This is a genomic window from Streptomyces sp. NPDC003077, assembly GCF_040611095.1.
In the GTDB taxonomy this organism is placed as follows: domain Bacteria; phylum Actinomycetota; class Actinomycetes; order Streptomycetales; family Streptomycetaceae; genus Streptomyces.
In genome coordinates this window covers 66,078-86,721 of the sequence record NZ_JBEXNM010000035.1, presented here as the reverse complement: position 1 = coordinate 86,721, position 20,644 = coordinate 66,078, and the positions used below count along the sequence as shown (strand labels likewise).

At 74.0% G+C, this 20,644-nt stretch carries 17 protein-coding genes; 2 read left to right on the top strand and 15 right to left on the bottom strand.

The annotated features are described in order from the left end of the window. Positions 1-120 precede the first annotated feature (120 nt). The 10 genes from ABZX96_RS22790 to ABZX96_RS22745 all read right to left on the bottom strand — a co-directional run bounded on the left by ABZX96_RS22790 (position 121) and on the right by ABZX96_RS22745 (position 11,476). Complete coding sequence (locus ABZX96_RS22790) at positions 121-666, bottom strand: flavodoxin domain-containing protein (protein WP_355547240.1); 546 nt, start codon at positions 664-666, stop codon at positions 121-123. A gap of 75 nt (positions 667-741) precedes the next feature. Next, complete coding sequence (gene hypE, locus ABZX96_RS22785; RefSeq protein ID WP_355547237.1) at positions 742-1,773, bottom strand: hydrogenase expression/formation protein HypE; 1,032 nt, start codon at positions 1,771-1,773, stop codon at positions 742-744. Further along, entirely contained in the window at positions 1,763-2,938 is a 1,176-nt protein-coding gene (gene hypD / locus ABZX96_RS22780; RefSeq protein WP_355547234.1) for a hydrogenase formation protein HypD, read from the bottom strand. Before hypD ends, hypE begins: the two co-directional genes overlap by 11 nt. After that, a complete protein-coding gene (locus ABZX96_RS22775) occupies positions 2,938-3,606 on the bottom strand; it encodes a CBS domain-containing protein (RefSeq protein WP_355547231.1) in 669 nt (222 codons plus the stop codon). Before ABZX96_RS22775 ends, hypD begins: the two co-directional genes overlap by 1 nt. A 12-nt stretch (positions 3,607-3,618) precedes the next feature. After that, the gene (locus ABZX96_RS22770) at positions 3,619-4,992 is read right to left on the bottom strand and encodes a nickel-dependent hydrogenase large subunit (RefSeq protein ID WP_355547228.1); all 1,374 of its coding nucleotides are present in this window, start codon (positions 4,990-4,992) and stop codon (positions 3,619-3,621) included. After that, entirely contained in the window at positions 4,989-5,804 is an 816-nt protein-coding gene (locus ABZX96_RS22765) for an oxidoreductase (protein WP_355547225.1), read from the bottom strand. Before ABZX96_RS22765 ends, ABZX96_RS22770 begins: the two co-directional genes overlap by 4 nt. A gap of 1 nt (position 5,805) precedes the next feature. After that, on the bottom strand, positions 5,806-6,615 hold the full coding sequence (locus ABZX96_RS22760) for an FAD/NAD(P)-binding protein (protein WP_355547258.1): 810 nt from the start codon (positions 6,613-6,615) through the stop codon (positions 5,806-5,808). 44 nt (positions 6,616-6,659) lie between these two features. Beyond that, complete coding sequence (locus ABZX96_RS22755; protein ID WP_355547255.1) at positions 6,660-7,061, bottom strand: cyclic nucleotide-binding domain-containing protein; 402 nt, start codon at positions 7,059-7,061, stop codon at positions 6,660-6,662. A gap of 71 nt (positions 7,062-7,132) precedes the next feature. Continuing rightward, positions 7,133-8,287 (bottom strand): 4Fe-4S dicluster domain-containing protein, encoded by a 1,155-nt coding sequence (locus tag ABZX96_RS22750; protein ID WP_355547252.1) that lies wholly within the window; start codon positions 8,285-8,287, stop codon positions 7,133-7,135. A gap of 381 nt (positions 8,288-8,668) precedes the next feature. Next, entirely contained in the window at positions 8,669-11,476 is a 2,808-nt protein-coding gene (locus ABZX96_RS22745; protein ID WP_355547222.1) for a SpoIIE family protein phosphatase, read from the bottom strand. Between the two features lie 146 nt (positions 11,477-11,622). Between ABZX96_RS22745 and ABZX96_RS22740 the strand changes: the two genes are divergently transcribed. After that, entirely contained in the window at positions 11,623-11,838 is a 216-nt protein-coding gene (locus ABZX96_RS22740; protein ID WP_355547219.1) for a hypothetical protein, read from the top strand. A 217-nt stretch (positions 11,839-12,055) separates the two neighbouring features. Then, positions 12,056-13,168 carry an ABC transporter substrate-binding protein gene (locus tag ABZX96_RS22735; RefSeq protein WP_355547216.1) on the top strand — a complete coding sequence of 371 codons (1,113 nt, stop codon included), beginning with the start codon at positions 12,056-12,058 and terminating at the stop codon, positions 13,166-13,168. Positions 13,169-13,317: 149 nt separating this feature from the next. Here ABZX96_RS22735 and ABZX96_RS22730 read toward each other — a convergent pair whose 3' ends face one another. The 5 genes from ABZX96_RS22730 to ABZX96_RS22710 all read right to left on the bottom strand — a co-directional run bounded on the left by ABZX96_RS22730 (position 13,318) and on the right by ABZX96_RS22710 (position 20,545). Next, entirely contained in the window at positions 13,318-13,905 is a 588-nt protein-coding gene (locus ABZX96_RS22730) for a DUF5825 family protein (protein ID WP_355547249.1), read from the bottom strand. A 221-nt stretch (positions 13,906-14,126) separates the two neighbouring features. Then, positions 14,127-16,115 (bottom strand): RiPP maturation radical SAM C-methyltransferase, encoded by a 1,989-nt coding sequence (locus tag ABZX96_RS22725; protein WP_355547213.1) that lies wholly within the window; start codon positions 16,113-16,115, stop codon positions 14,127-14,129. A gap of 143 nt (positions 16,116-16,258) precedes the next feature. After that, positions 16,259-18,313: an alpha/beta fold hydrolase gene (locus tag ABZX96_RS22720; protein ID WP_355547210.1), complete on the bottom strand. Its 2,055-nt coding sequence runs from the start codon at positions 18,311-18,313 to the stop codon at positions 16,259-16,261. Further along, entirely contained in the window at positions 18,310-19,539 is a 1,230-nt protein-coding gene (locus ABZX96_RS22715) for an MFS transporter (protein ID WP_355547207.1), read from the bottom strand. The genes ABZX96_RS22720 and ABZX96_RS22715 overlap by 4 nt, the downstream gene beginning before the upstream one ends. Before the next feature lie 772 nt (positions 19,540-20,311). Further along, positions 20,312-20,545, bottom strand: a complete 234-nt coding sequence (locus ABZX96_RS22710) for a DUF2277 domain-containing protein (protein WP_355547204.1) — start codon at positions 20,543-20,545, stop codon at positions 20,312-20,314. Positions 20,546-20,644: the final 99 nt, after the last annotated feature.

Here is a 20,644-nt window from a genome sequence, read left to right as displayed (position 1 = left end):
CATAGGTTTGCAGGGTGGTCTGCATGCTCGCCGGCGGGTTGTCGCCCCAGAGTTCGCGCCGCACCTGCTCGACCCCGGGACCCGACAGGTGGGGAGCCGGGCCCCGGGGCCTGCGCGCACTCAGCTTCCAGGCACTCGGCTTCCGGCCGAGCGGCTGATCGTCGCGAGGTGCCGGGCGATCCCGTCGGCCCAGGCGCCGATCTCGTCCCAGTCCCGGTGGTCCCCGTACCGGCCGCCCATCGCCCGGAAGACCACATGCCCCACCAGCCCGGTGTGTTCGCGCTCGAACGCCCCGGCGAACAGATGGTGATCCACGGGGTGCAGGGCCGCGCACAGGCTCCGCACCGGCTCGGGGTCCGGGGCGCGCCGTTCCACCCAGCCGCCCAGGACGCGGGCGAGCCCGACGCTGAACAACCACAGGGGCCGCCCGGCGAGTTCACCGCGGTACCGGCGCAGGAACGCGTCAGCCTCCGGCATCCACCGGCCGTTGTGGACGGCGCTGCCCAGCACGAACGCGTCGTGGTCGGGGGCCGGCCCGCCCGCCCCGGGGACCGCCAGCGGGACCACCTCCGCCTCGTGGCCGTCCTTGCCCAGCGTGGCCGCGACGTGCTCGGCGACGCCCCGCGTGGAACCGTGTTCGCCGGTGTATCCGACGAGTACGCGCATGGTCCCTCCCAGTGTCTTGTGCCGACGGTCGTATGCCCTGCCTCTTGACCCCGCCCCTACCTGCACCCCCAACGCTCAGCAGATGCGCGGAAGTTGCTCCCCCACGGGCACGTCCACGACCCGGTGCGAGCCGATCCGGGTGCGCAGCACCACCCGCCGGGGGTGCTCCGCGACGACATCACCGATGCGCACCGCCTCCGCGCCCTCGGGAACGGAGCGCAGCGCGGCGAGCGCCTCGTCCGCGTGCCGCTCCGGTACGTACGCGACCAGGCAGCCTTCGTTGGCGACGTGCAAGGGGTCCAGCCCGAGCAGGTCGCAGACGGCGGCGACCGGTTCGGGGACGGGCAGGACGCTCTCCTCGATCTCCGCGCCGGTGCCGGAGGCCTCGGCGATCTCGTTGAGGGTGGCGGCGAGCCCGCCCCGGGTGGGGTCCCGCAGCGTGTGGACGGCCTCCCCGAGGGGCGCCAGGGCGCGGACGAGCCGGTGCAGGGGGCGGGAGTCGGAGGTCAGGTCGGTCTCGAAGCCGAGCCCTTCGCGGGTGCTCAGCACGGCGGCGCCGTGCCGGCCGAGGGCGCCGGACAGGAGGATCGCGTCCCCCGGGCGGGCGCGCGCCGCCGAGGGGCACAGGCCCGGGAGGCGGCGGCCGACGCCGGTGGTGGTGACGAACAGCCGGTCGGCGGCGCCCCGCCCGACGACCTTGGTGTCCCCGGTGATCACCGCCGCCCCGGCCCCGGCCGCCGCCTTGCCCAGCGACTCGACGACGGCCCGCAGCTCCGCCAGCGGCAGCCCCTCCTCCACGATCAGGGCGACCGCCAGCGCGAGCGGCTCGGCGCCGCGCATGGCGAGGTCGTTGACGGTGCCGTGGACGGCGAGCGAGCCGATGTCGCCGCCGGGGAAGAACAGCGGGCTCACCACGAAGCCGTCGGTGCTCAGGACCAGTTCCGGGGCGGTGGGCAGCAGCGCCGCGTCCTCCAGCGGGCCCGGCGGCACCGCGGCGGCGGGCAGGACGAGGGAGGCCAGCAGTTCCGCGGTGAGCCGCCCGCCCGCTCCGTGGCCGAGCAGTACGCGTTCGTCCTCGTGGTGCGGCAGGGGGCAGTCAGGCGTCATGGCGCGCTCCCGAGGAAGAGACGGGCGGGGAAGCGGACGAGGAGGCGGACGGGGAAGCGGACGGACCGGCGGCGGGCGCGGCGACGCGTCCGGCCGCGTGGTAGGCCGCGCAGGTCCCCTCCGCCGACACCATCGGGGCGCCCAGCGGAGTGCGCGGGGTGCAGCGGGTGCCGTAGGCGGTGCAGTCGGTGGGTTCGCGGGCGCCGGTGAGGATGGCGCCGGCGATGCACTCGGGGTGTTCGGCCGGCCGCAGCCCGGTCACGTCGAACCGGCGCTCGGCGTCGTAGGCGGCGTACGCGTCGGCGAGCCGGAGCCCGCTGACCGGCAGCGGGCCGATGCCGCGCCAGGTGCGGTCGGTGACCTGGAAGACCTGGCGGACGACGCGCTGGGCGTGCGTGTTGCCGGTGCGCCGCACGGCGCGGGCGTACTGGTTCTCCACCTCCGCACGCCCCTCTTCGAGCTGCGTGACGGCCATGAGGACGCCCTCCAGCAGGTCCAGCGGCTCGAAACCGGTGACGACCACGGGTACGTGGTGGCGGGCGGCGATCGGCTCGTACTGCGTCCAGCCCATCACCGCGCACACGTGCCCGGCCGCGAGGAATGCCTGCACCTCGCAGGCCGGGTCCTCAAGCAGCGCCGTCATCGCGGGCGGCACCAGGACGTGGCTGACCAGCACGGAGAAGTTGCGCAGCCCCAGCCGGCCGGCGTGCAGGACGGCCATCGCGTTGGCGGGCGCGGTGGTCTCGAAGCCGACGGCCAGGAAGACGACCTGCCGGCCGGGCTCGGCGGCGGCGGTGCGCACCGCCTCCATGGGCGAGTAGACGACGCGCACGTCCGCCCCGCGCGCCCGTAAGGAGAGGAGGTCGGTGTGCGAGCCGGGGACGCGCAGCATGTCGCCGAAGCTGGTGAACGTCACCTCGGGCCGGGCCGCGATGGCCATCGCCCGGTCCAGGGTCTCCAGCGGCGTCACGCACACCGGGCAGCCGGGGCCGTGGATCATGCGGATGCCGGCGGGAAGCACCTCGTCGATGCCCTGCCGGACGAGGGTGTGGGTCTGCCCTCCGCACACCTCCATGATCCGCCACGGGCGGGTGGCGACCCGGCGCAGCTCGTCCAGCAGCGTGCGCGCCAGCGCCGGGTCTCGGTACTCGTCCAGGTACCGCATCACGTCTGCGGTGCGTCCGGCGGCGTCTCCCAGCGCACGTCCACCACGCCCTCCACCGCGCGGACCAGACGGGCCGCGACCGGGATCAGCGAACCGTCGCGGACCTTCCCGGTGAGCGTGACCACGCCCTCGTCCACGGCGACGGCGACGTCCTGTCCGGGGAACAGCCGGTCCACCACCTCGCCGTGGACCTCGGCGGCCAGTTCCTCCTCGGACCGCAGGAAGACCTTCAGCAGGTCGCTGCGGCTGACCACCCCTTGCAGCAGCCCCTCCGCGTCGACCACCGGCAGCCGCTTGACGTGGCGGACGGCCATGATGCGGGCGGCCTGCGCCAAGGCCGCGTCCGCGTGCACGCACACAGCCGGGGACGACATCAGCTCCCCCGCGGTCAGCGCGCCGGCCTTCGCCAGGTCGGCCAGCCGCTGCCGCTGCTCGCCCCTGGACGGGTCGCTGTCCCGGAACTCCTCCTTGTGCAGCAGGTCGGCCTCGGAGACCACGCCCACCACCCGGCCCTCGCCCTCCAGCACGGGCAGCGCGCTGACCTTCCACTGCTCCATCGTCTGGACGATCTCCTTGAACGGCGCGTCGCGGCCGACGGCCACGACGGTGTGCGTCATCACGTCACTGACGGTGTGCGGGCCGCGTGCGCCCGGTTGTGCTGCGCTCATGATCGTGTCCCTTCACAAACGGTCGACGGTCAGGTCCAGGAAGTGGGCCGAGCAGGAGATGCACGGGTCGTGGTTGCGGATGCCGCGTTCGCACAGCGCGGTCAGCTCCGCGTCCGTCACCCGCGCGGCGCGGTCGTCGAGCCGGGCCTGCACCAGGCGCCGCAGGTCCTCCTCGATGGCGCCCTGGTTCTGGGCGGTGGGCGGGACGAGTACGGCGTCACTCACCGTGCCGTCGGCGGCCAGGTGGTAGCGGTGGTAGAGCAGTCCGCGCGGCGCCTCGGTCGCGCCGTGGCCGGTGCCGGGGCGCGCGGGCACCTCCATGTACGGGCGGGGCGGCGGTTCGTAGGCGTCGATGATGCGCAGGGCCTCGTCGATCGCGTACAGGGCTTCGACGGCGCGCACCACGACGCTGCGGAACGGGTTGCGGCACACCGCGCCGTCCACCGGATCGCCCAGCCCCGCCTCGCGGGCCGCCTGCCGCGCCACCGGGGTGAGCCACCGGCCGCCGATGGCGTAGCGGGCGAGCGCGCCGGTGAGGTACCGCTGCCCGCCGAGCGTGGCCTGCAGGGCGGTGGAGTACGGCACCTGGTGCTCGGTGACCTCGTGGAGGAAGGTGTGCACCGGGAACTGCCGCAGCGGCAGCGGGTCGGAGCAGTCGGCGGGCCGCCCGTGGGAGTGCGGCGCGGCCATGACGGTGGGCGTGCCGGCGTCGATGGCGTACCGGCCCGGTTCGGCCAGGGCGAGCAGCGCGTGGTCCAGCCCGGCGTCCGGGAAGTCGAAGCCGGCGACCCACCGCACGGTCTCCCAGGCGTCGTCGCGCGCCCGGCGCAGCCGCTCGGCGAGCGGCGCCAGCTCTTTCGCCGTCGGCACGCGGTGGAATCCGCCGAGCCGTACATTGACCGGGTGGATGGCGCGCCCGCCGAGGAGTTCGAGGATCGCGTTGCCGGCCTGCTTGATCCGCAGTCCCCGCTCGACGTCCGCGCGGTGGGTGCGGGCCAGTTCCACGGCGCCGTCCGCGCCCAGGAAGTCCGGGGCGTGCAGCAGGTGGATGTGCAGGATCTGGCTCTCGATCCACTCACCGCAGTACAGCAGCCGCCGCAGCGCCGCCAGTTGCCCGCCGACCGTGACCCCGCACGCGTCCTCGATCGCCCGGCAGGCGCTCATCTGGTAAGCGACCGGGCAGATCCCGCACACCCGGGCGGTGATGTCGGGCGGCTCGGTGTAGGCCCGGCCGCGCAGGAACGCCTCGAAGAACCGCGGCGGCTCGTAGATGCGCAGCTCGGTGCCGGTGACGATGCCCTCGTGGACGGTCAGGTGGAGCGCGCCCTCGCCCTCCACCCGGGAGAGCGCCCCCACGTGCAGCACGCGCGAACCCCGGTGCGTCATGACGGCGCCCCCTCCACCTCGGCGAACGCGGCGGCGTTGTAGGTGCGCAGCGCGCGCCGCACGTCGTCCTCGCTCATACCGTCCCGGCGCAGAACGGGGATCAGCGCGGGCAGGTTGACCGTCCCGGCCGGGCCGAAGCACCCGTAGCAGCCGCGCCCGTACGCCGGGCAGATCGCCCCGCACCCGGCGTGCGTGACCGGCCCCAGGCAGGGCGTGCCGTGCGCCACCGTGACGCACACCGTGCCGCGCCGCTTGCAGGCGAAGCACACGCTGTGGTCCGGCACGTCCGGCTTGCGGCCCGCCAGGAACGCGGTGATCACTTCCAGGAGCTGCCCGCGGTCGATGGGGCAGCCGCGCAGCTCGAAGTCGACGGGAACGTGCGCGGACACGGGTGTGGAGGTGGCGAGCGTGGCGACGTACTCGGGGCGGGCGTAGACGGTGGCCCGGAACTCCGCCACGTCCGCGAAGTTCCGCAGCGCCTGGATGCCGCCCGCCGTCGCGCACGCCCCGATGGTCACCAGGTGCCGGGAGGCGGCCCGGATCTCCCTGATCCGCCGGGCGTCGTCCGGCGTGGTGACGGATCCCTCGACGAGCGCGAGGTCGTAGGGGCCGGGGCGGACCGCGCCGGACGCCTCCAGGAAGTGCGCGATCTCCACCCGCCCGGCCAGGGCGAGCAGTTCGTCCTCGCAGTCGAGCAGGGTGAGCTGGCAGCCGTCGCAGGAGGCCAGTTTGAAGACGGCGAGGGTGGGTGGCCGGGTGGCCGAAGCATCCTCCGTACGAGCGCGCGTCCCGCGACCCGTCCGCACGTCCATCTCACAGCTCCTTCACCGTCAGCGGGGGCGCGGCCCGGTCCCAGCCGGTCACCGGCCCGTCCCGGCACAGCAGCAGCGGGCCGAGCTGGCAGTGACCGCAGTGGCCGGTGGCGCAGCGCATGTTGCGCTCCAGCGAGACCCGCACACGGTCCGGTGGAACGCCGGCCGCCAGCAGGTCGCGGGCGGTGGCGTGGATCATCGGCTCGGGCCCGCAGACGAAGGCGGTGGTGCGGCCGGGCGCCCAGGTGACGCGCCCCAGCAGGCGGGTGACGACGCCGACGTGCCCGGCCCAGCCGGGCGCCGCCCGGTCCACGGTGACGGCCACCTCGGCGGCACGGGACCACTGCCGGACCTCCGGCCCGTACAGCAGGTCGTCCGGCGTTCGCGCGCCGATCACCACCCGCAGCCCGGCGTAGCGGTCCGGCCGGGCCAGCACGTGCAGGATCAGCGGTCGCAGCGGGGCCAGTCCGATGCCGCCCGCCACCACCAGGACCTCCCGGCCGTGCGCCGCCTCCGGCTCCCAGCCGGTGCCGAACGGCCCCCGGGCGCCGAGCACGTCACCGGGCCGCAACCCGTACAGCGCACCGGAGACCGCGCCCACGGCCCGGATCGTGTGGGTGAGCCCGCCGTCCGCGCCGATCCCGGCGACGGAGACCGGAATGTCCCCCACCCCGAACGCGTACAGCATCGCGAACTGCCCCGGACGGAAGACCGGCAGACGCCGGGCGACCGGGTGGATCTCCAACGTCGCGGTGTCCGCCGTCTCCTGATGGCGCCGGACGACCCGGTAGGGCACCGGCACCGCGGGCACGACGGCGGCCGGCCGCGCGGCCGTCCCCGCGACCGGGGCCGCGGTCATCGCGGCAGCCCGCTGCCGTACGGCCCGTACAGGTCCAGCAACCGCGTGCGGGCGCACTCCAGCCGGTGCCCGATCACCTCGGCCACCGCCAGGGTGACGGCGTACCCGAACGCCGGGTCCTCCTGGCACAGCCGCCGCACGGCCTCGGCGTCGAACTCCCAGGCCCGCACCGGGCTCGTCGCCTCCGCGCCCATGTGCCAGGCGCGCGGCGGGAACATCCACGACCAGCCCACCAGGTCCTCCGGCCCCAGCGTCTCGATCACCGCGGCGCGGCGACCGGGCACGTGCAGGTCCAGAGCGACGCTGCCGGTACGGACGATCCAGAACCGGTCCGCCGCCCGGCGTTCCTCGAACAGCCGGTCACCGGCCTCGAACCGCACCTCGCGGGCGAGTCCCATCAGCCGGTCGTAGGCGCCGGAGCTCAGCACGCCCAACCGCCCGCCGAGAGTCCTCAGCCCCGTCCTCTCTTTCACGGGATCATCTCCTCACCGTTGTGTGAGCCACCCTCCGCGCCCTCGTCGGGCCGCGTCTGCGCGTCCAAGGCCGCCGCCTCCTCGGTGATGTCGATGCCGACCGGGCACCACACGACGCACCGCCCGCATCCCACACACCCCGACTCCCCGAACTGGTCGTGCCAGGTGCCGAGCTTGTGCGTGAGCCACTGCCGGTACCGGCTGCGCGCGCTCGCCCGCACCGGTCCGCCGTGCAGATGGCTGAAGTCCAGGTCGAAGCACGAGTCCCAGCGCTGCCACCGTTCGGCGTGGTCCCCTGTCAGATCGGTGACCTCTTCCGTGGTCGTACAGAAGCAGGTCGGGCAGACCATCGTGCAGTTTCCGCAGGTCAGACAGCGCGCGGCGACATCGTTCCAACGGTCGGCGTCCAGTGAGCGGGCCATCAGGTCCCGCAGGTCCACCTCCGGCATCGCCCGGCCCATCCGCCGCGCCGCGCCGGCGACCCCCTCGCGCGCGGCGTCCCGGGTCCCCGGATCGGCGGGCCGCACCGGCAGCCGGGCCAGCACCCGTGCGCCCGCAGCGCTGCCCGCCCGCACGAGGAAGCGGTGCCCCCGCTCATCCAGCACCTCGGTCAGGGCGAGGTCGTAACCCGCGTCCTTGACGCCGGGGCCGGTGCCCATCGACACACAGAAGCAGGTGGCACCCGGCTCCGTGCACTCCACCGCCACGACGAACGTCCCCTCCCGGCGGCGCCGGTAGGCCGTGGCGCCGTGCGGGCCGCCGCCCAGCACCCGGTCCTGCACCGCGATGGCCCGCAGGTCACACGGCCGCACCCCCAGGAACGCGTACGACGGCGGCTCGGCCCGCTCCTCCTCGAACCGCAGCGCGCCCTCGCCGTCCCGCCGCACCGTCCACAGGCGCTCGCGCTGCGGATGCAGGTACGCCTTCCACGACTGCGGCCCCGCGCTGTGCGCGAACACCATCGCGTCCGCCCGCCGCACCAGCCGATACCGCCCGGCCGCCAACTCCACGCCCCACCCGTGCGGCAACTCGTCCGCCGACCCGACCTCGCCGAGCACGATCGCACCGTCCCGAACGGTCGGCCCGATCACGGTACGGCCGTCGGCCACCAACGCGCCGACCAGGGCGGTGAGCCCTTCGGAGGCGGACATCACCACATCGGACTCGGCCGGGCCGGGCGGCACAGGGTCCGCCGGGCTCGCCGGGTCCGCCGGGTCCGCCCCGGGGGGCATCCGCCCGTCCGGCACCGTCCCACCGGTCCTCGCGCCGCCTGTCACCGCGGCCTTCGCGTCCTTCGCGCCGTGGGACATGACCGCCTCCCCGGAGACGTTGACCGGTGCCCGTACCGCCATCGTCCGCCACCCGTCCCCCCAACGGAGGGGGCCGAAGGACCCTGGCGCGCGACGGCCGGCCCCGTCAGGTCCGGCCCCTGGGCGCGAGACCGGCCGGAGAGCGAGGCGCACGGAACGGCCGCGCGGACGGTTTGCCGTCGTGGCAATCCGCCCAGGGTCGGCCGCACGGACCGCTTTCTCTCACCGCGCGTCGAGACCGGGACCCACAGGAGGCAAGCACTCGAACCAGACCACCTTGCCCGTGTTCACCCGCGTCGCCCCCCACCTCCACGCGAGGCGATTGACGAGGTAGAGGCCGCGTCCTCCCTCGTCGGAGGGCCGCGCCTGCCGCAGCCGGGGAAGCTGCGGAACGTCGTCGCCGACTTCGCACCGCAGCACATCCGTCCGCAACAACCGCAGCGTGATCGGCCGCTCGGCATACCGGACGGCGTTCGTGACGACCTCGCTGACGAGCAGTTCGAGCTGATCGGTGAGGTCCTCCAGGCCCCAGCGGGCCAGCGCACGGCGGGCCAGCCGCCGGGCCTGACCGGCCGCCTGAGCGCCGGGGTCGAGGCACCAGTACGCGACATCGCTCGACGTGATGCCGTCGAACCGGGCGGCCAGCAGCGCGATGTCGTCCTCGTGGTCTCCGGTGCCGAGCACGTCCAGCACGTCGTCGCACAGCGGCTCCAGCGGCGGGGGATTCCCACCGGCCTCCCGCGCCGTCCGGGTCAGCCGCTCGCGGAGCTGCTCGATGCCGGTCCACACGTCCCGCACGCGGGACTCCACCAGGCCGTCCGTGTAGAGCACGAGCGTGGCGCCCGCGGGCGCGTCCAGTTCGACGGCCTCGAAGTCCACGCCGCCCACGCCGATCGGCGCGCCCGGCGGCACCCGCAGCACCTCCGCGCGCCCGCCGCGGTGCAGCATCACCGGCGGCGGATGCCCGGCGTTGGCGACGACGATGCGGTGCGCGACCGGGTCGTAGACCGCGTACAGGCACGTCGCGATCCGGTCCGCACCCAGCCGCTGAGCCTGCAAGTCCAGCTGGTGCAGCACCTCCTGCGGCGGCAGGTCCAGCCCCGCGAGCATCTGAGCCGTGGTGCGCAACTGCCCCATGATGGCGGCGGACGTCATGAAATGACCCATGACGTCCCCGACGACCAGCGCGACCCGGCTGCCGGGCAGCGGGACCGCGTCGTACCAGTCACCCCCCATCCGGGCCCTGTCCGTGGCCGGCAGGTAGCGGCTGGCCAGCCGCACCCCGGCAGGCTGCGGCAGGGAAGCGGGCAGCATCGTGCGCTGGAGCGCGTCGGCGATGACTCCCTCGCGGCCGTAGAGCACCGCTTTGTCGACGCCCAGCGCGGTGTGCGTGGCCAGCTGCGCCGCCACCAGCAGGTCGTCCACGGCGAAGGCGGGCCGAATCCGGGAACGCAGGAAAGCCACGACGCCGAGCACCTGGTGGCGACCACGCAAGGGGGCCAGGATCACCCGGTGGCCGCCGGGCATGGGGATGTCGGGCCCCAGCAGTTCACACAGCGCCGCCTCCACCGCGGGCGCCTGATTCAGAAGCGGGCATCCTCCGCGCAGCACCTTGGCCAGCGGCCCGACCCGGCGTACTTCCACCAGCGGGGTCGACGCGTGCCCAAGCTCGGGAAAGAGGACCGCACCGGTTGGTCGGCCGCCGGGCTTCTCCGCGTCGACGCCTTCGGTGCGCCACAGCCGCAAGCGGACCGGCCCCCTGGGCCGTTCGTCACCGGCCGGCAACGGGTGCCGCAGGTAGACGAGGATCGCGTCGGCGAACGTGGGAACGGTGGCCCGGCACAGGCCGAGCACGATCTCGTCCAGGTCGACGCCGCGGGCGATCCGACGGGTGGCCGCGCCGATGTACCGCGTGCGCTGGGCATCGGCCACGTCGGCGAGGCGCGCGGGGACACCAGCACCGCTGTGACCTGCGGACGAGGGGTTGTTCCCGGTTGTTCCCGACAATCCCGGCACTTCCTCGGGGAGCCCTCCGGGCGCTGTGGCCACGACCTGCCCAGGTACCACGGCCGGTCCATGGCGCGGGCCGGAATCCACGGGACGCCAGCCGACTTCCTCCGCAGCCGCCTGGACGGCCTCGTGCTCGCGGTTCAGGACGGACCGCACCTCGTCCAGGGTGCGGTCCACGTCGTCCAAGGTCGCGTCCTCGGTGGTTTCGGTCGTCTGCCGCACTTGCGGCAAGTCCGCCGCACGACTGGTCAGCGGCTGGGGCTGATCCCCCGGGGCCTCGGTCCTCAGCCGGGCGATTTCGGCCTCCAGCGCCTGGATGCGGCGGGCCGCGTGATCGGCCACCTGCTGTGCCGTGCCCCGGTCCCGTTCGGCGCGGGCCAGTTCGCGACGCAGCTCCTGCTCCTGCGCCACGGCGCGCCGCAGCCGCTGATCGACGGCCGCCGCCTGGGCCGGGGCCAGCGCCGGGGACTCCCGCAGGGCATCCACCTGCCGCTGCAACGAGGCCACTTGCGCCTCGGCCTGCCCCAGCATGGCGAAGACCAGGGTGGCCGCCTGCAGCGCCTGCAGCCGGCCGTGCTCGCTGGCCTGCAACGCCTGCCGCAGGCGGTCGATCTCCTGGTAGGCGGCGATGGTCTGTTCCTTGGCCCGCAGCAGTTCGCGGGCCGCGCTCGGCAGCGCGTCGGCGGTCCCGGACGGTGCCGTGCGCGCGACCTGCCACACACCACGCACCGGTGCCAGTCGCTCCCGCGCCTGGAGCGCCGACTCGTGCGGAAAGCACACGTCGGCGACCGCCTCGACCAGCTCCCAGGCCAGCGCCTCGCCGCTGAGCTGGTCCCGCAACTTGCGGAGGGTCGGCACGGCGCCGTCGCGGAAGTGCTCCGCGGTCAGCCGCCGGTGCAGTTCGGCGACGGTCACCAACGACTCGTCGAGCCATGACCGCACCACCTCCACCACATGGTTGATCTCCGCACAGCCGCCCCGTGCCGGAGACCACGGCCGCCCGGCCCGCTTCGCACCCATGTCCCCCACCGTTTTCCCGAACAACCCCGCATTGTCGCCCGGACAACATCCAACCGCTTGGTGCACCGGAGTTTCCGTTGGATCGTCGAATACGCCGCACGCTGCCGGTACGTACGACTTGTCACACGATTCGAAGGAGCGCCCGCATGCCCGCCGATCCAGGGCCTCAGTACTCGCACGCCCCCTCCCCCTTTGTCCGCGCCGCGCGCTGGATCGCGGCGGTTTCCGGCCTGCTCACTTCCGCAGCCCTGCTCCTGCTGGTTCTGACCGGCCATCTCGTCGCGGTCGCGCCCGTCGCCCTGTTCGGGGCGGCCCTCACCGGCGGCACGGCCGTCACCGTCACCGTCCACCTCCGCGCCTGACGGGCCGGGCGGGCGCCCGCCCGGCACCACGTCACCGCAGATCAGAGTGCGGACAACGGGTTGCCTGTCGGCGAAAGTGGTGGATCAATGTCCGGGATGGTCCCCCGGATGCGACCCACTGCTGTTGAGACGAGAGAGACGGACGCGCGCCGCCGGGCTCGCCACTCCACGGTCCGGGCCCATCGCGACCGACCGGCCATAGAGGAGACACCGACGCATGAAGACGCCGCCGACGCCACCTGTTAGGAACGAGACCGACGGGTCGCCCGTCCGGATCGGCGCTCTCGTTCCGCTGACGCGGCCCGGCTGGGCCGAGGCGGGCCGGCACCTGCTCGCCGGTCTCGAACTGGCCGTTCGCGACGTCAATGACACCGGCGGGATCGGCGGCAGGCCGCTTGAACTGCTGGCCCGCGACACCGCGGCCGACCCGGACAGGGCCGCGGCGGCCGTGGACGAACTGGCCCGCCTGGGCGTGGCGGCCCTGGCCGGGGAGTACCACAGCGTCGTCGCCCGTGCCGCCGCCGCCCGGGCCGACGCCCTCGGCCTGCCGTTCCTGTGCTCGTCAGCGGTGCTCGACGCGCTCACCGAACAGCCGACGGAGTGGGTCGCGCGCCTGGCCCCGGCGCAGTCGCACGGCTGGCGGATCTACGCGGACTTCCTGCTCGGCGCGGGCCACCGCCGCATCGCCGTGGCCACCCAGCCGAGTGCCTACTGGGCGGCAGGCACCCGCATCCTGCGGGACCGCCTCGCCCCGCACGGCGGCTCCATCATCGAACTCGACATGCGCGCGCTCACCCCCACGGCCGTGTGCGACGAACTCGCCGGCAGCGGCGCGACGGCCCTCCTCCTTCTGGTCGGCCACCCGGAGCCGGCGGTGCCGCTCGTCAAGGCGGTCCGCCGCGACCGGCGCCTCGCCGAGCTCGTGGTCGGGGCTCCGGCCGGGCAACCGGAGTTCGCCGAATGGGCGTCGTCGCTGGGCGAGGACGGCGCGGCGATCCCGTTCTTGCGCTATCTGCCCGAGCGCCTCACCCCACTCGGCGCACGAGTCGGGACGGCCCTCCGCGAGCGGCTGACCGAAGCGCCCTCCTTCGTGGCCTTCGAGGGCTACGACACGGTCACCGTCCTCGCCGACGTGCTGCGTGCGCAGGGCGTGGACCGGGCCCGGATCGCCGAATCCTGGTCGCGTGTCGCGGTCGAAGGCACCCGTGGGGAAATCCGGTTCTCCCGCGCGCCGGGCATCAACGTGTGGCAATGGGTGTGGGCGCCCGTCCAGGTCGTTGATCGGGACCCGGCGGAAGGTGATCGCTTCCGGGTGCTTCACGTCGGCTGAGTACGCGGACGAAGGCGTCGTCGCCTGACGCGCTCGCCCCCGTCCCGCGCCTGGGTAGGACCCGGCCGACTTCTCACACGGTGACCGTTCGGCTGCGGCGGGCGCGGCCTGTCGCCGGGAGCAGCGAGCCGGGTAGTCGTGGCGCGGCGTCAGATGGTCATCGACTCCTGGAGCCAGCGGCTGATCCGGTACGGCAGCCACCAGGCGAGCGGACCGACGTCGAGGACGAGTTGCTCGCCGCGGAAGTCGTCCAGGACGGCGGCGGGCACGGAGTCCGCCGGTGCCCCGTACGCCAGGCGTTCGATGGTGTGCTCGTAGTGTGGTTCGTCGGCCGTGAAGCGGCGCAGCTCCCCCCAGCGGCGGTCCCGGATCTGGACGAAGCCGGGACCCTTGCGCCACAGGCACTTGCACAGGTAGTGGCCCCGCCGCCAGGTGTGCAGGGCCTCGTCCGAGCCGGCCGGGCCCTCGATCCGCCGGGGTGGCTGGAGGTGGGTGAGGGTCTGCCAGACGTCGGCCGCCGCCGGGTCGAGGCGCAGGTCCCACTCGACGAGGACGGCACGCGCGGTCAGGTCCCGCACCAGGCTCAGCGCGGCCACCGCCTCGGCGGCCCGCGCGGGGTGCGCGGCGTCCGCGAGGTCGATGGTCCGGGGCAGCCGGACGCGCCGGGCGCCGAGCTGCCAGAGCCGTTCGCTCTCGTCCTCCAGCGGGCCGGGCAGGGCGAGTTCGCCCAGGAACATGCCGGGCAGCTCGCAGGCGGCGGGGTCGTAGTCGCGCCAGGCGAGGACGGGGGCCAGAGCCACGGCAGTGGACGAGCCCAGAACGGCCGACGGGCCCGGCGTGGCGGAAGGGCCCGGCGCGGCGGACGAGCCCGAAGCGCCGGGCGAGACCGAGGTGCCGGACGGGTTCGGGACTGTGCCCGAAGCGGTGCTCATGGGGCGTACTCCTCCTCAGGGCGCGGTCACGCGTGGACGGGCTCGGTGGGGGCGGGCTCGGCAGGCGCAGGCTCGGCGTGGACGGGCTCGGCAGGCGCGTGCCCGGCCGGGATGGGCTCGGCAGGAGCGGCCTCCGCCGCGTACCGGTGGCGCATGAAGTCCAGCCGCAGCAGGTCCTCGTTGACGGCGGCCGGGGCGATGTGGACGTAGCTCCCGCCGTCGGTGAAGACGAGTCCGAGGGCGGTCCAGGAGTCGAGGAGCCGTTGCGTGCCGGCCTCGTCGGGGGCGGCGCCGGGCGTCTTGGTTGTGGCCTTGCGTGTGAGGGCGGAGACGGTGTGCGGCTGGTCGAGGAGGCGGAAGACGGCCAGTTCGAAGGGGTCGGTGAGTTGCCTCGTCCGCCAGTCGAAGGCGCGGCGCCGGGAGACGAGGACGATCCGGTCGCCGAGGTCGGTGTGGGTGAGCCGGGCGTCGGCGTGATGTTTCTTCCAGGCGGCCAGGGCGTCGTTCAGGGCGGTGACGGTCTGCTCGCCGATGCCCCGTGCCGGTGCCTCGAAGACGTACGCGAGGTCGTACAGCTCCTCTTCCGGCAGGTCGTAGGTGAAGCGGTAGTGCTCCTCGGGCCGCAGTCCGGTGAAGCCGAGTTCGGGGCGTTCGAAGTAGGGGCTGAAGCGTTCGATGGCAATCCGGGCGGAGAGGTCGACCGGCGGGTCGAGGTGTTCCAGGGCCGGTATCTGGGCGATCACCGGTTCGTAGTCCCGTTCGGTCTCGCCGGGGAAGCCGTGGAGGTAGTTCCAGGCGACGGACAGGCCGGTCTCCGCTCCGTCGCGGAGCATCCGGACGTTCTGGCAGCCGCTGACGCCCTTGTCCATCAGGTCCAGGACCCGGTGGTTGAGCGATTCGATGCCGGGCTGGACGTAGATCATTCCGGCTTCGGCGAGGGTGCGGAGCTGGGGGCGGCGCATGTTGGCCTTGATCTCGATGTGCAGCCGCAGGTCGTACTCACTGTCGATGATCCGGGGCAGGACGGTCGTCAGATAGCCCATGTCGAGGATGTTGTCGACGACGTACATGTCCAGGACCCGGTGGCGGCGGGCCAGTTCGACGATCTCGTTGTAGAAGGTGTCCGGGCTTTTCGAGCGGAACTCCATGAACGAGCCGTTGAGCCCGCAGAAGGTGCAGTGGTGCTTCTCGCCCCACCAGCAGCCGCGGGCGCCCTCGACGACGAGCTTGGGCTCGACCCAGTTGCGGGCGACGGAGGCGGCCAGGCGCTCGAAGTAGCCGCTGTAGTCGGGCGGCAGGATCGCGGCGGGCGGCAGCGGGCGGGTGGCCATGGGGTTGGCGACGCTCTCCCCGTCGGAGCCTCGGTGGCACAGGCCGGGCACCTCGGCCAGGTCGGAGCCCTCGGTGAGCGCGGTGAGGAGCTGGGGGAAGGCCGCCTCGCCCTCCCCTCGTACGACGTGGTCGACGAAGGGAAAGTTGCGGTGCACGGCGGCGCCCTGGGCCCCGTCGCAGTTGGCTCCGCCCATGACGGTGACGAGGTGCGGGGCGAGCTGCTTGACCCGGCGGGCGGCGGCGAGCGCGGCGGTGTTCTGCTGGAAGGTGGAGGTGAACCCGACGACGTCGGGCGCGGACGCGACGATCCGCCGCGCGATCTCGTCGACGTACTCCGGGACCACCCGGTGCAGCGCCCGCGTCATGGCCATGCGTGACTTCTTGAGCTTGCCGCGCATCACCGCGGTGAACTCCTCCTCGCGCCAGTGCGGATCGTCGTAGAGGGCGGAGGAGAACACCCAGTCGCCGCAGCCCATGAAGTAGGACGACAGGGCGTAGTACTCGTAGTCGTCGCCGGTGAACTCGGTGCGCGCGGTGATCCAGTCGGTGAATTCGAGGTTGGCGTGCAGGACTTCGGCCGTGGCGCCGGGCACGCGTTCGTCCACGCTCCGTTTGAGGATTCCCAGCGCGAGGGACGGGAGGTCGATGGGCGACCAGGGCATGTTGACCAGCAGGACACGCATGTCGGCTCCTCGGGGATGGGGACCGGCCGGCCCGGTGGCGCACCACCGGGCCGGCCGGCGGTGATCAGTCCTCGTCCGTGTCCTCGGCGTTGCGGAACGGGACGGTGACGGTGATGCCGACGCTCGGCTTGCGATTCTCCTCGTCACCCGCGAGCGGGTCGTTGTGAATGACGTCCTTCTGCATGTGACCTTCTCCTCTCCATGTGCTCGGTGGTGCGGTGCTCCCCGCTCCGGGCGGGGCGGGGCGTCTGGGGGCGGCGGGCCGGGCCGCGCAGTTCCCGGTCGAGGAAGACCACGGCCCGGCGCAGCACGGTGACGTGGTCGCCGCCGTCGTAGCCGTCGTGGCCGGAGTCCAGCCACAGCGACTCGTGCCGCACTCCGGCGGCGCGCAGCGCGGCGAGGTAATCGCGGACCTGACCCGGAGGGCACTTGGCGTCGTGGGTGGCGGCGGCCACCAGCAGCGGGGCGCGGACGGCGGCGGCGTAGTGAATCGGGGAGCTGCGCGCGTACCGCTCGGGGACCTCGTCGGGCGTGCCGCCGAACAGCCGCTCGTCCAGGGCGCGCAGCGCGGGGGTGGTGGTGCGGTGGGCGGCCACGCAGTCGGCGACCGGCTTGACCGCGACCCCCGCCTGCCACAGGCCGGGGCGGGTGCCGAGGGCGAGCAGGGTGAGGTAGCCGCCCCAGGAGGTGCCCCACAGCCCCACGGCGTCCGCGCGGATCAGCCCGCGGGCGACGAGGTCGGCCCGGACGGACGCCAGGTCCTCGACCTGGGTGAGGCCCACACCCCGGCCGAAGGCACGCCGCCAGCGCGGGCCGTATCCGGTGGAGCCGCGGTAGTTGACGCGGACGACGGCGAAGCCGGAGGCGACGAGGGAGTGGACGACGCCGTCGTAGGCGTCGCGGTCGTGGTCGGCGGGACCACCGTGTACCAGGAACACGGCCGGGGCCGGGGCGCGCGGTGCGTGGGGCGGGCCTTCGGGAAGCGCGTCACCCGGTGCGTCGAGCAGTGCGTCGGGGAGCGCGTCGCGTGGTGCGTCGGGGAGGCTGAGCAGGGTGTGGACGGGGCCGTCGGGGCCGGGTGTCCATATGTCCCGGTGGGTGCCCGGGATCCGGTCGGCGACGGTGGGCAGGACGGGCAGCGGGGTGCCGTGGGTGGAACGCAGCCGGGGCGGGTGGCCTGTCGCCGTCCAGAGGTAGTGGAGGTCGCCTCCGGGCCGGGTGGCGGCGTCCAGGAGGGTGCCCGGTGGGGTGGGGACGGGGATGAGAGTGCGCGCGGTGAGGTCGGCGCGGTGCAGGGTGGAGCGGCCGTGGCGGTCCTGGCGGACGAGGACGGAGCGGCCGTCCGCGTCCCAGCGGGCGGTGATCTCGGTGTCGAAGGCGCACCAGTCGTGGGAGGTCAGGCCGGTGGTGGGGCGCCAGGTCGCCAGGAGGTAGTGGTCGTCGCGTTCGCGGACGAGGAGGAGTTCCGGGCCGTCGGCGGGGTGGGGCTTGGTGGGGTGGGCCTCGGTGGGGCGAACCTCGGCGGGGCGGACATCGGCGGGGCGGGCCTCGGTGGGGTGGGCCTCGGTCGCGTGGGCCTCGGTGAGGCGGACCTCGGTCGGGCGTCCGTCCGTCGCGTCTCCGGTGGGGGCGAAGCCCAGGGACCACAGTCGGCCGGTGTCGCCGCCGGGGAGCACGGCTCGTACGGCGCCCTCGTCGGTGAGGACGGTGACGGCGCCGGGGACGGCGAGGGCGAGCAGTCGGCCGCCGGGCGTGATGCCGGTGAGCGTGGCGTGGCCGTCGATGCGGGCCACCGTGCGGGCCGCGCCGCCGCGCGGGCCCACGTGGACGGTGGTGGCGCGGCCGTCCCCGAGGGCGACGGCGACGGTGGCGCGGTCGCTCACCGCGAGGCCCCGGGGGAAACCGGGCGGGACGTTCGTCAGTCCGGGCCGGTCGGGGCCACCGGTGAAGGGCTGGAACCGCCAGTGCCCCGACCCGTTCTCGTCCTCGTCGAACCACCAGACGTACGCGTCCTGGTCGATCGCGCCGTGCAGCGTGCCCCGGGGGCGCCGGGTGACCTGACGGGCGCGGCGGGTGGTGGCGTCCCAGGTGAACACCTCGCACCGGCCCTCGGCGTCGGCGGTGAAGACCGTCTTCGCCGGATCGGCGGCACACACCTCCGGCAGGGCGGCCCGGTACACCTGGTAGCCGCCGGTCATGCCGTTGCCCCCGCCGTCAGGGCGCCGCGCACCGGGCGGCGGGAGGTGTGGAGCGCGAGGACGGTCAGCGCCGCGCCGCAGGCGAGCGCGGGCGCGGCGGTGGAGACCCGGTCGGCGAGGGCGCCGGCGAGGACGGGGGCCAGGGCGGCGGCCCCCGTGACCGCGGTGGCCAGGACCGCGCCGGTACGGGCCTGCAGCGCGGGGGCGGTGGCCTGGAGGGCCCGGGCCTGGAGCACCACGGAGGCGAGCGGCATCAGCAGGCACACCAGGCTGAACAGCAGCCCGTACGCCCACGCCCCCGTGGCGGTGGCGAGCGCGGCGGCGAGCGGGACGAGCAGCCAGGTCACACCGGTCACGACGCGGGAGGCGCCGAATCGCCTCGTCACCCGCGGCGCGGCGAGCGCCCCCGCCAGCCCCGCGGCGCCCGAGGCGGCTAGCACCACACCGAGCACGGCGCCGCCATGGCCGCCGCGCTGGAGGGTGAAGACGGCCCCGTAGTAGAGCGCCACCACGACGACGTTGACGGTGGCGCTCCACACCAGGACCAGACGCAGCAGCGGCGAGGAACGCACCAGCCGCAACCCGGCCGCGCCCTCCCGCCACAGCCCCTCGCCGCGCTCCCGGGGCGCCGTCGCGGTGAGGTCGGCGCGCATGGCCCGTACGCACAGCGCGGTGACGACGTAGGAGAGCGCGTCGGCGAGGAACGGCAGCACCCGCGCGACCTGGTAGAGCAGGCCGCCGAGGGCCGGGCCGACGATCAGCGCGCCCTGGTCGGCGGCGGTGAGCCGGGCGATCGCCCGGGGCTGCTCGGGGCCCGGGCAGACCAGCGCGATCGTCCCGCGCGCCGCCGCCTCGAAGCAGGCGGTCGCGAACCGCTCGGCCAGGACGGCGGCGAGGATCAGCCCCAGAGGGGGCCTGCCGGTGGCCAGGGCGAGGGTCACGCCGCCCATGGCGAGCGCGGAGACGGCCGCGGACCAGAGCATCACGCGCTTGCGCGCACCCCGGTCGGCGGGAACGGCGACGAGTGGGCCGAGGACGAGGCCGAGGGCGGTGGAGACACCGGCGATCAGGCCGACGACCTGCGGCGAGTGGCCCAGCCCGAGGAGAAGCAGCGGAAGCACGGCGCCCGAGGCCTGGCTGCCGACCCCGTCGGCGGCGTTGGCCCACCACAGGAGCCGGAAGTCACGTGATGCCGCCCGGTGGTGGGACGGTCGTGCGGTTGACACTGGCCGTTCCACAGAGCACCTCACCAATGTGGCGAAAACGTGCGCGAAGTGTGGCGGAAACGAAACGATCGGGATCGTATTCCGGCGTGAACAAGCGCCACAAGGGTCTGCCACGGGTGGCCGGATCCGTGCGGTGAAGTGGCAGGAGAGGCCCGGGTGGCCATCCGGGCAAACAGGAGAAGGTCATTCCGTCGAGAAAAAGGGGGTATTCCGTCAAGGAGGAGGGGAATGGTCCCTTTTTCGTGGTGGTGCGTGTGGCAGCATCTGCACGCCAGTCAGGCAACCGGACGAAAAGATGCCGGTGAGAAAAGTGTGACGCCGGTGGTATGTCGCGCACCGGCGCGGGGCGCTTTCGGCCGAGAACGTTCGCCGCGGTGACCGGGCGTCGCCGGTGGGTTGTGTGGAGGGCGGCGGGTGACGGGCGGGGACGGTGGGGGCCTGGACCGGTGGGGGCCCGAGTTTCCGGTGGTCGAGCCGTTCGCCGTGGGCGAGCTTTTCGCCGCGGCTGCACTTTTCGCCGCGGTCGAACCATTCGGTGTTGTCAAACCTTTATTCAGCGGTCGAAACACTCGCCGCGATCCGACTGACCGCTGTGGTTCGACCGACTACCACTGTCGTTCCACCGACCACTGTGGACGGGCTGTTCGCCGACGCCGGTGGGCAGCGGCCCGTGGCCGGTCACCGGGGCGACGGCGGGCCGCGAGTGGGCCCACCCCGCAGGGCAGCAGGCAGCTCACGCAAGCCACCCGGCCCTACGCCGTCCCAGGGAACGCTACGGATGGCCGACCCGGCCGCCGCTCTGCCCGCGTACCTGGAGCCCGGCGAGCAGGTCCTGCGTCGCAGCCGCCACCGCGTCCACGGCCTGCTCGAACACCTCCCGGTTGTGCGCGGCCGGCGCGCGGAACCCGGAAATCTTGCGGACGTACTGGAGAGCCGCCGCCCGGATGTCGTCCTCGGTCACCTCGGGGGTGGCCGGCGGTCGGAGAGTCTTGATGCTGCGGCACATACGTCCAGTGTGCATGGCGGGCTCGGGGCGCGAGCGCGCAGCCGGACGGACGACCGGTGGTCAGGCGGCCGGACGGAGGACCGACGGCAGATGGCCGGG

Excerpts from the sequence above, each read along its gene's own strand:
- ABZX96_RS22790 (WP_355547240.1), bottom strand. The coding sequence starts at position 666 with ATGCGCGTACTCGTCGGATACACCGGCGAACACGGTTCCACGCGGGGC.
- hypE (WP_355547237.1), bottom strand. The coding sequence starts at position 1,773 with ATGACGCCTGACTGCCCCCTGCCGCACCACGAGGACGAACGCGTACTG.
- hypD (WP_355547234.1), bottom strand. The coding sequence starts at position 2,938 with ATGCGGTACCTGGACGAGTACCGAGACCCGGCGCTGGCGCGCACGCTG.
- ABZX96_RS22775 (WP_355547231.1), bottom strand. The coding sequence starts at position 3,606 with ATGAGCGCAGCACAACCGGGCGCACGCGGCCCGCACACCGTCAGTGAC.
- ABZX96_RS22770 (WP_355547228.1), bottom strand. The coding sequence starts at position 4,992 with ATGACGCACCGGGGTTCGCGCGTGCTGCACGTGGGGGCGCTCTCCCGG.
- ABZX96_RS22765 (WP_355547225.1), bottom strand. The coding sequence starts at position 5,804 with ATGGACGTGCGGACGGGTCGCGGGACGCGCGCTCGTACGGAGGATGCT.
- ABZX96_RS22755 (WP_355547255.1), bottom strand. The coding sequence starts at position 7,061 with ATGGGACTCGCCCGCGAGGTGCGGTTCGAGGCCGGTGACCGGCTGTTC.
- ABZX96_RS22750 (WP_355547252.1), bottom strand. The coding sequence starts at position 8,287 with ATGTCCGCCTCCGAAGGGCTCACCGCCCTGGTCGGCGCGTTGGTGGCC.
- ABZX96_RS22745 (WP_355547222.1), bottom strand. The coding sequence starts at position 11,476 with ATGGGTGCGAAGCGGGCCGGGCGGCCGTGGTCTCCGGCACGGGGCGGC.
- ABZX96_RS22740 (WP_355547219.1), top strand. The coding sequence starts at position 11,623 with ATGCCCGCCGATCCAGGGCCTCAGTACTCGCACGCCCCCTCCCCCTTT.
- ABZX96_RS22735 (WP_355547216.1), top strand. The coding sequence starts at position 12,056 with ATGAAGACGCCGCCGACGCCACCTGTTAGGAACGAGACCGACGGGTCG.
- ABZX96_RS22730 (WP_355547249.1), bottom strand. The coding sequence starts at position 13,905 with ATGTTCCTGGGCGAACTCGCCCTGCCCGGCCCGCTGGAGGACGAGAGC.
- ABZX96_RS22725 (WP_355547213.1), bottom strand. The coding sequence starts at position 16,115 with ATGCGTGTCCTGCTGGTCAACATGCCCTGGTCGCCCATCGACCTCCCG.
- ABZX96_RS22720 (WP_355547210.1), bottom strand. The coding sequence starts at position 18,313 with ATGACCGGCGGCTACCAGGTGTACCGGGCCGCCCTGCCGGAGGTGTGT.
- ABZX96_RS22710 (WP_355547204.1), bottom strand. The coding sequence starts at position 20,545 with ATGTGCCGCAGCATCAAGACTCTCCGACCGCCGGCCACCCCCGAGGTG.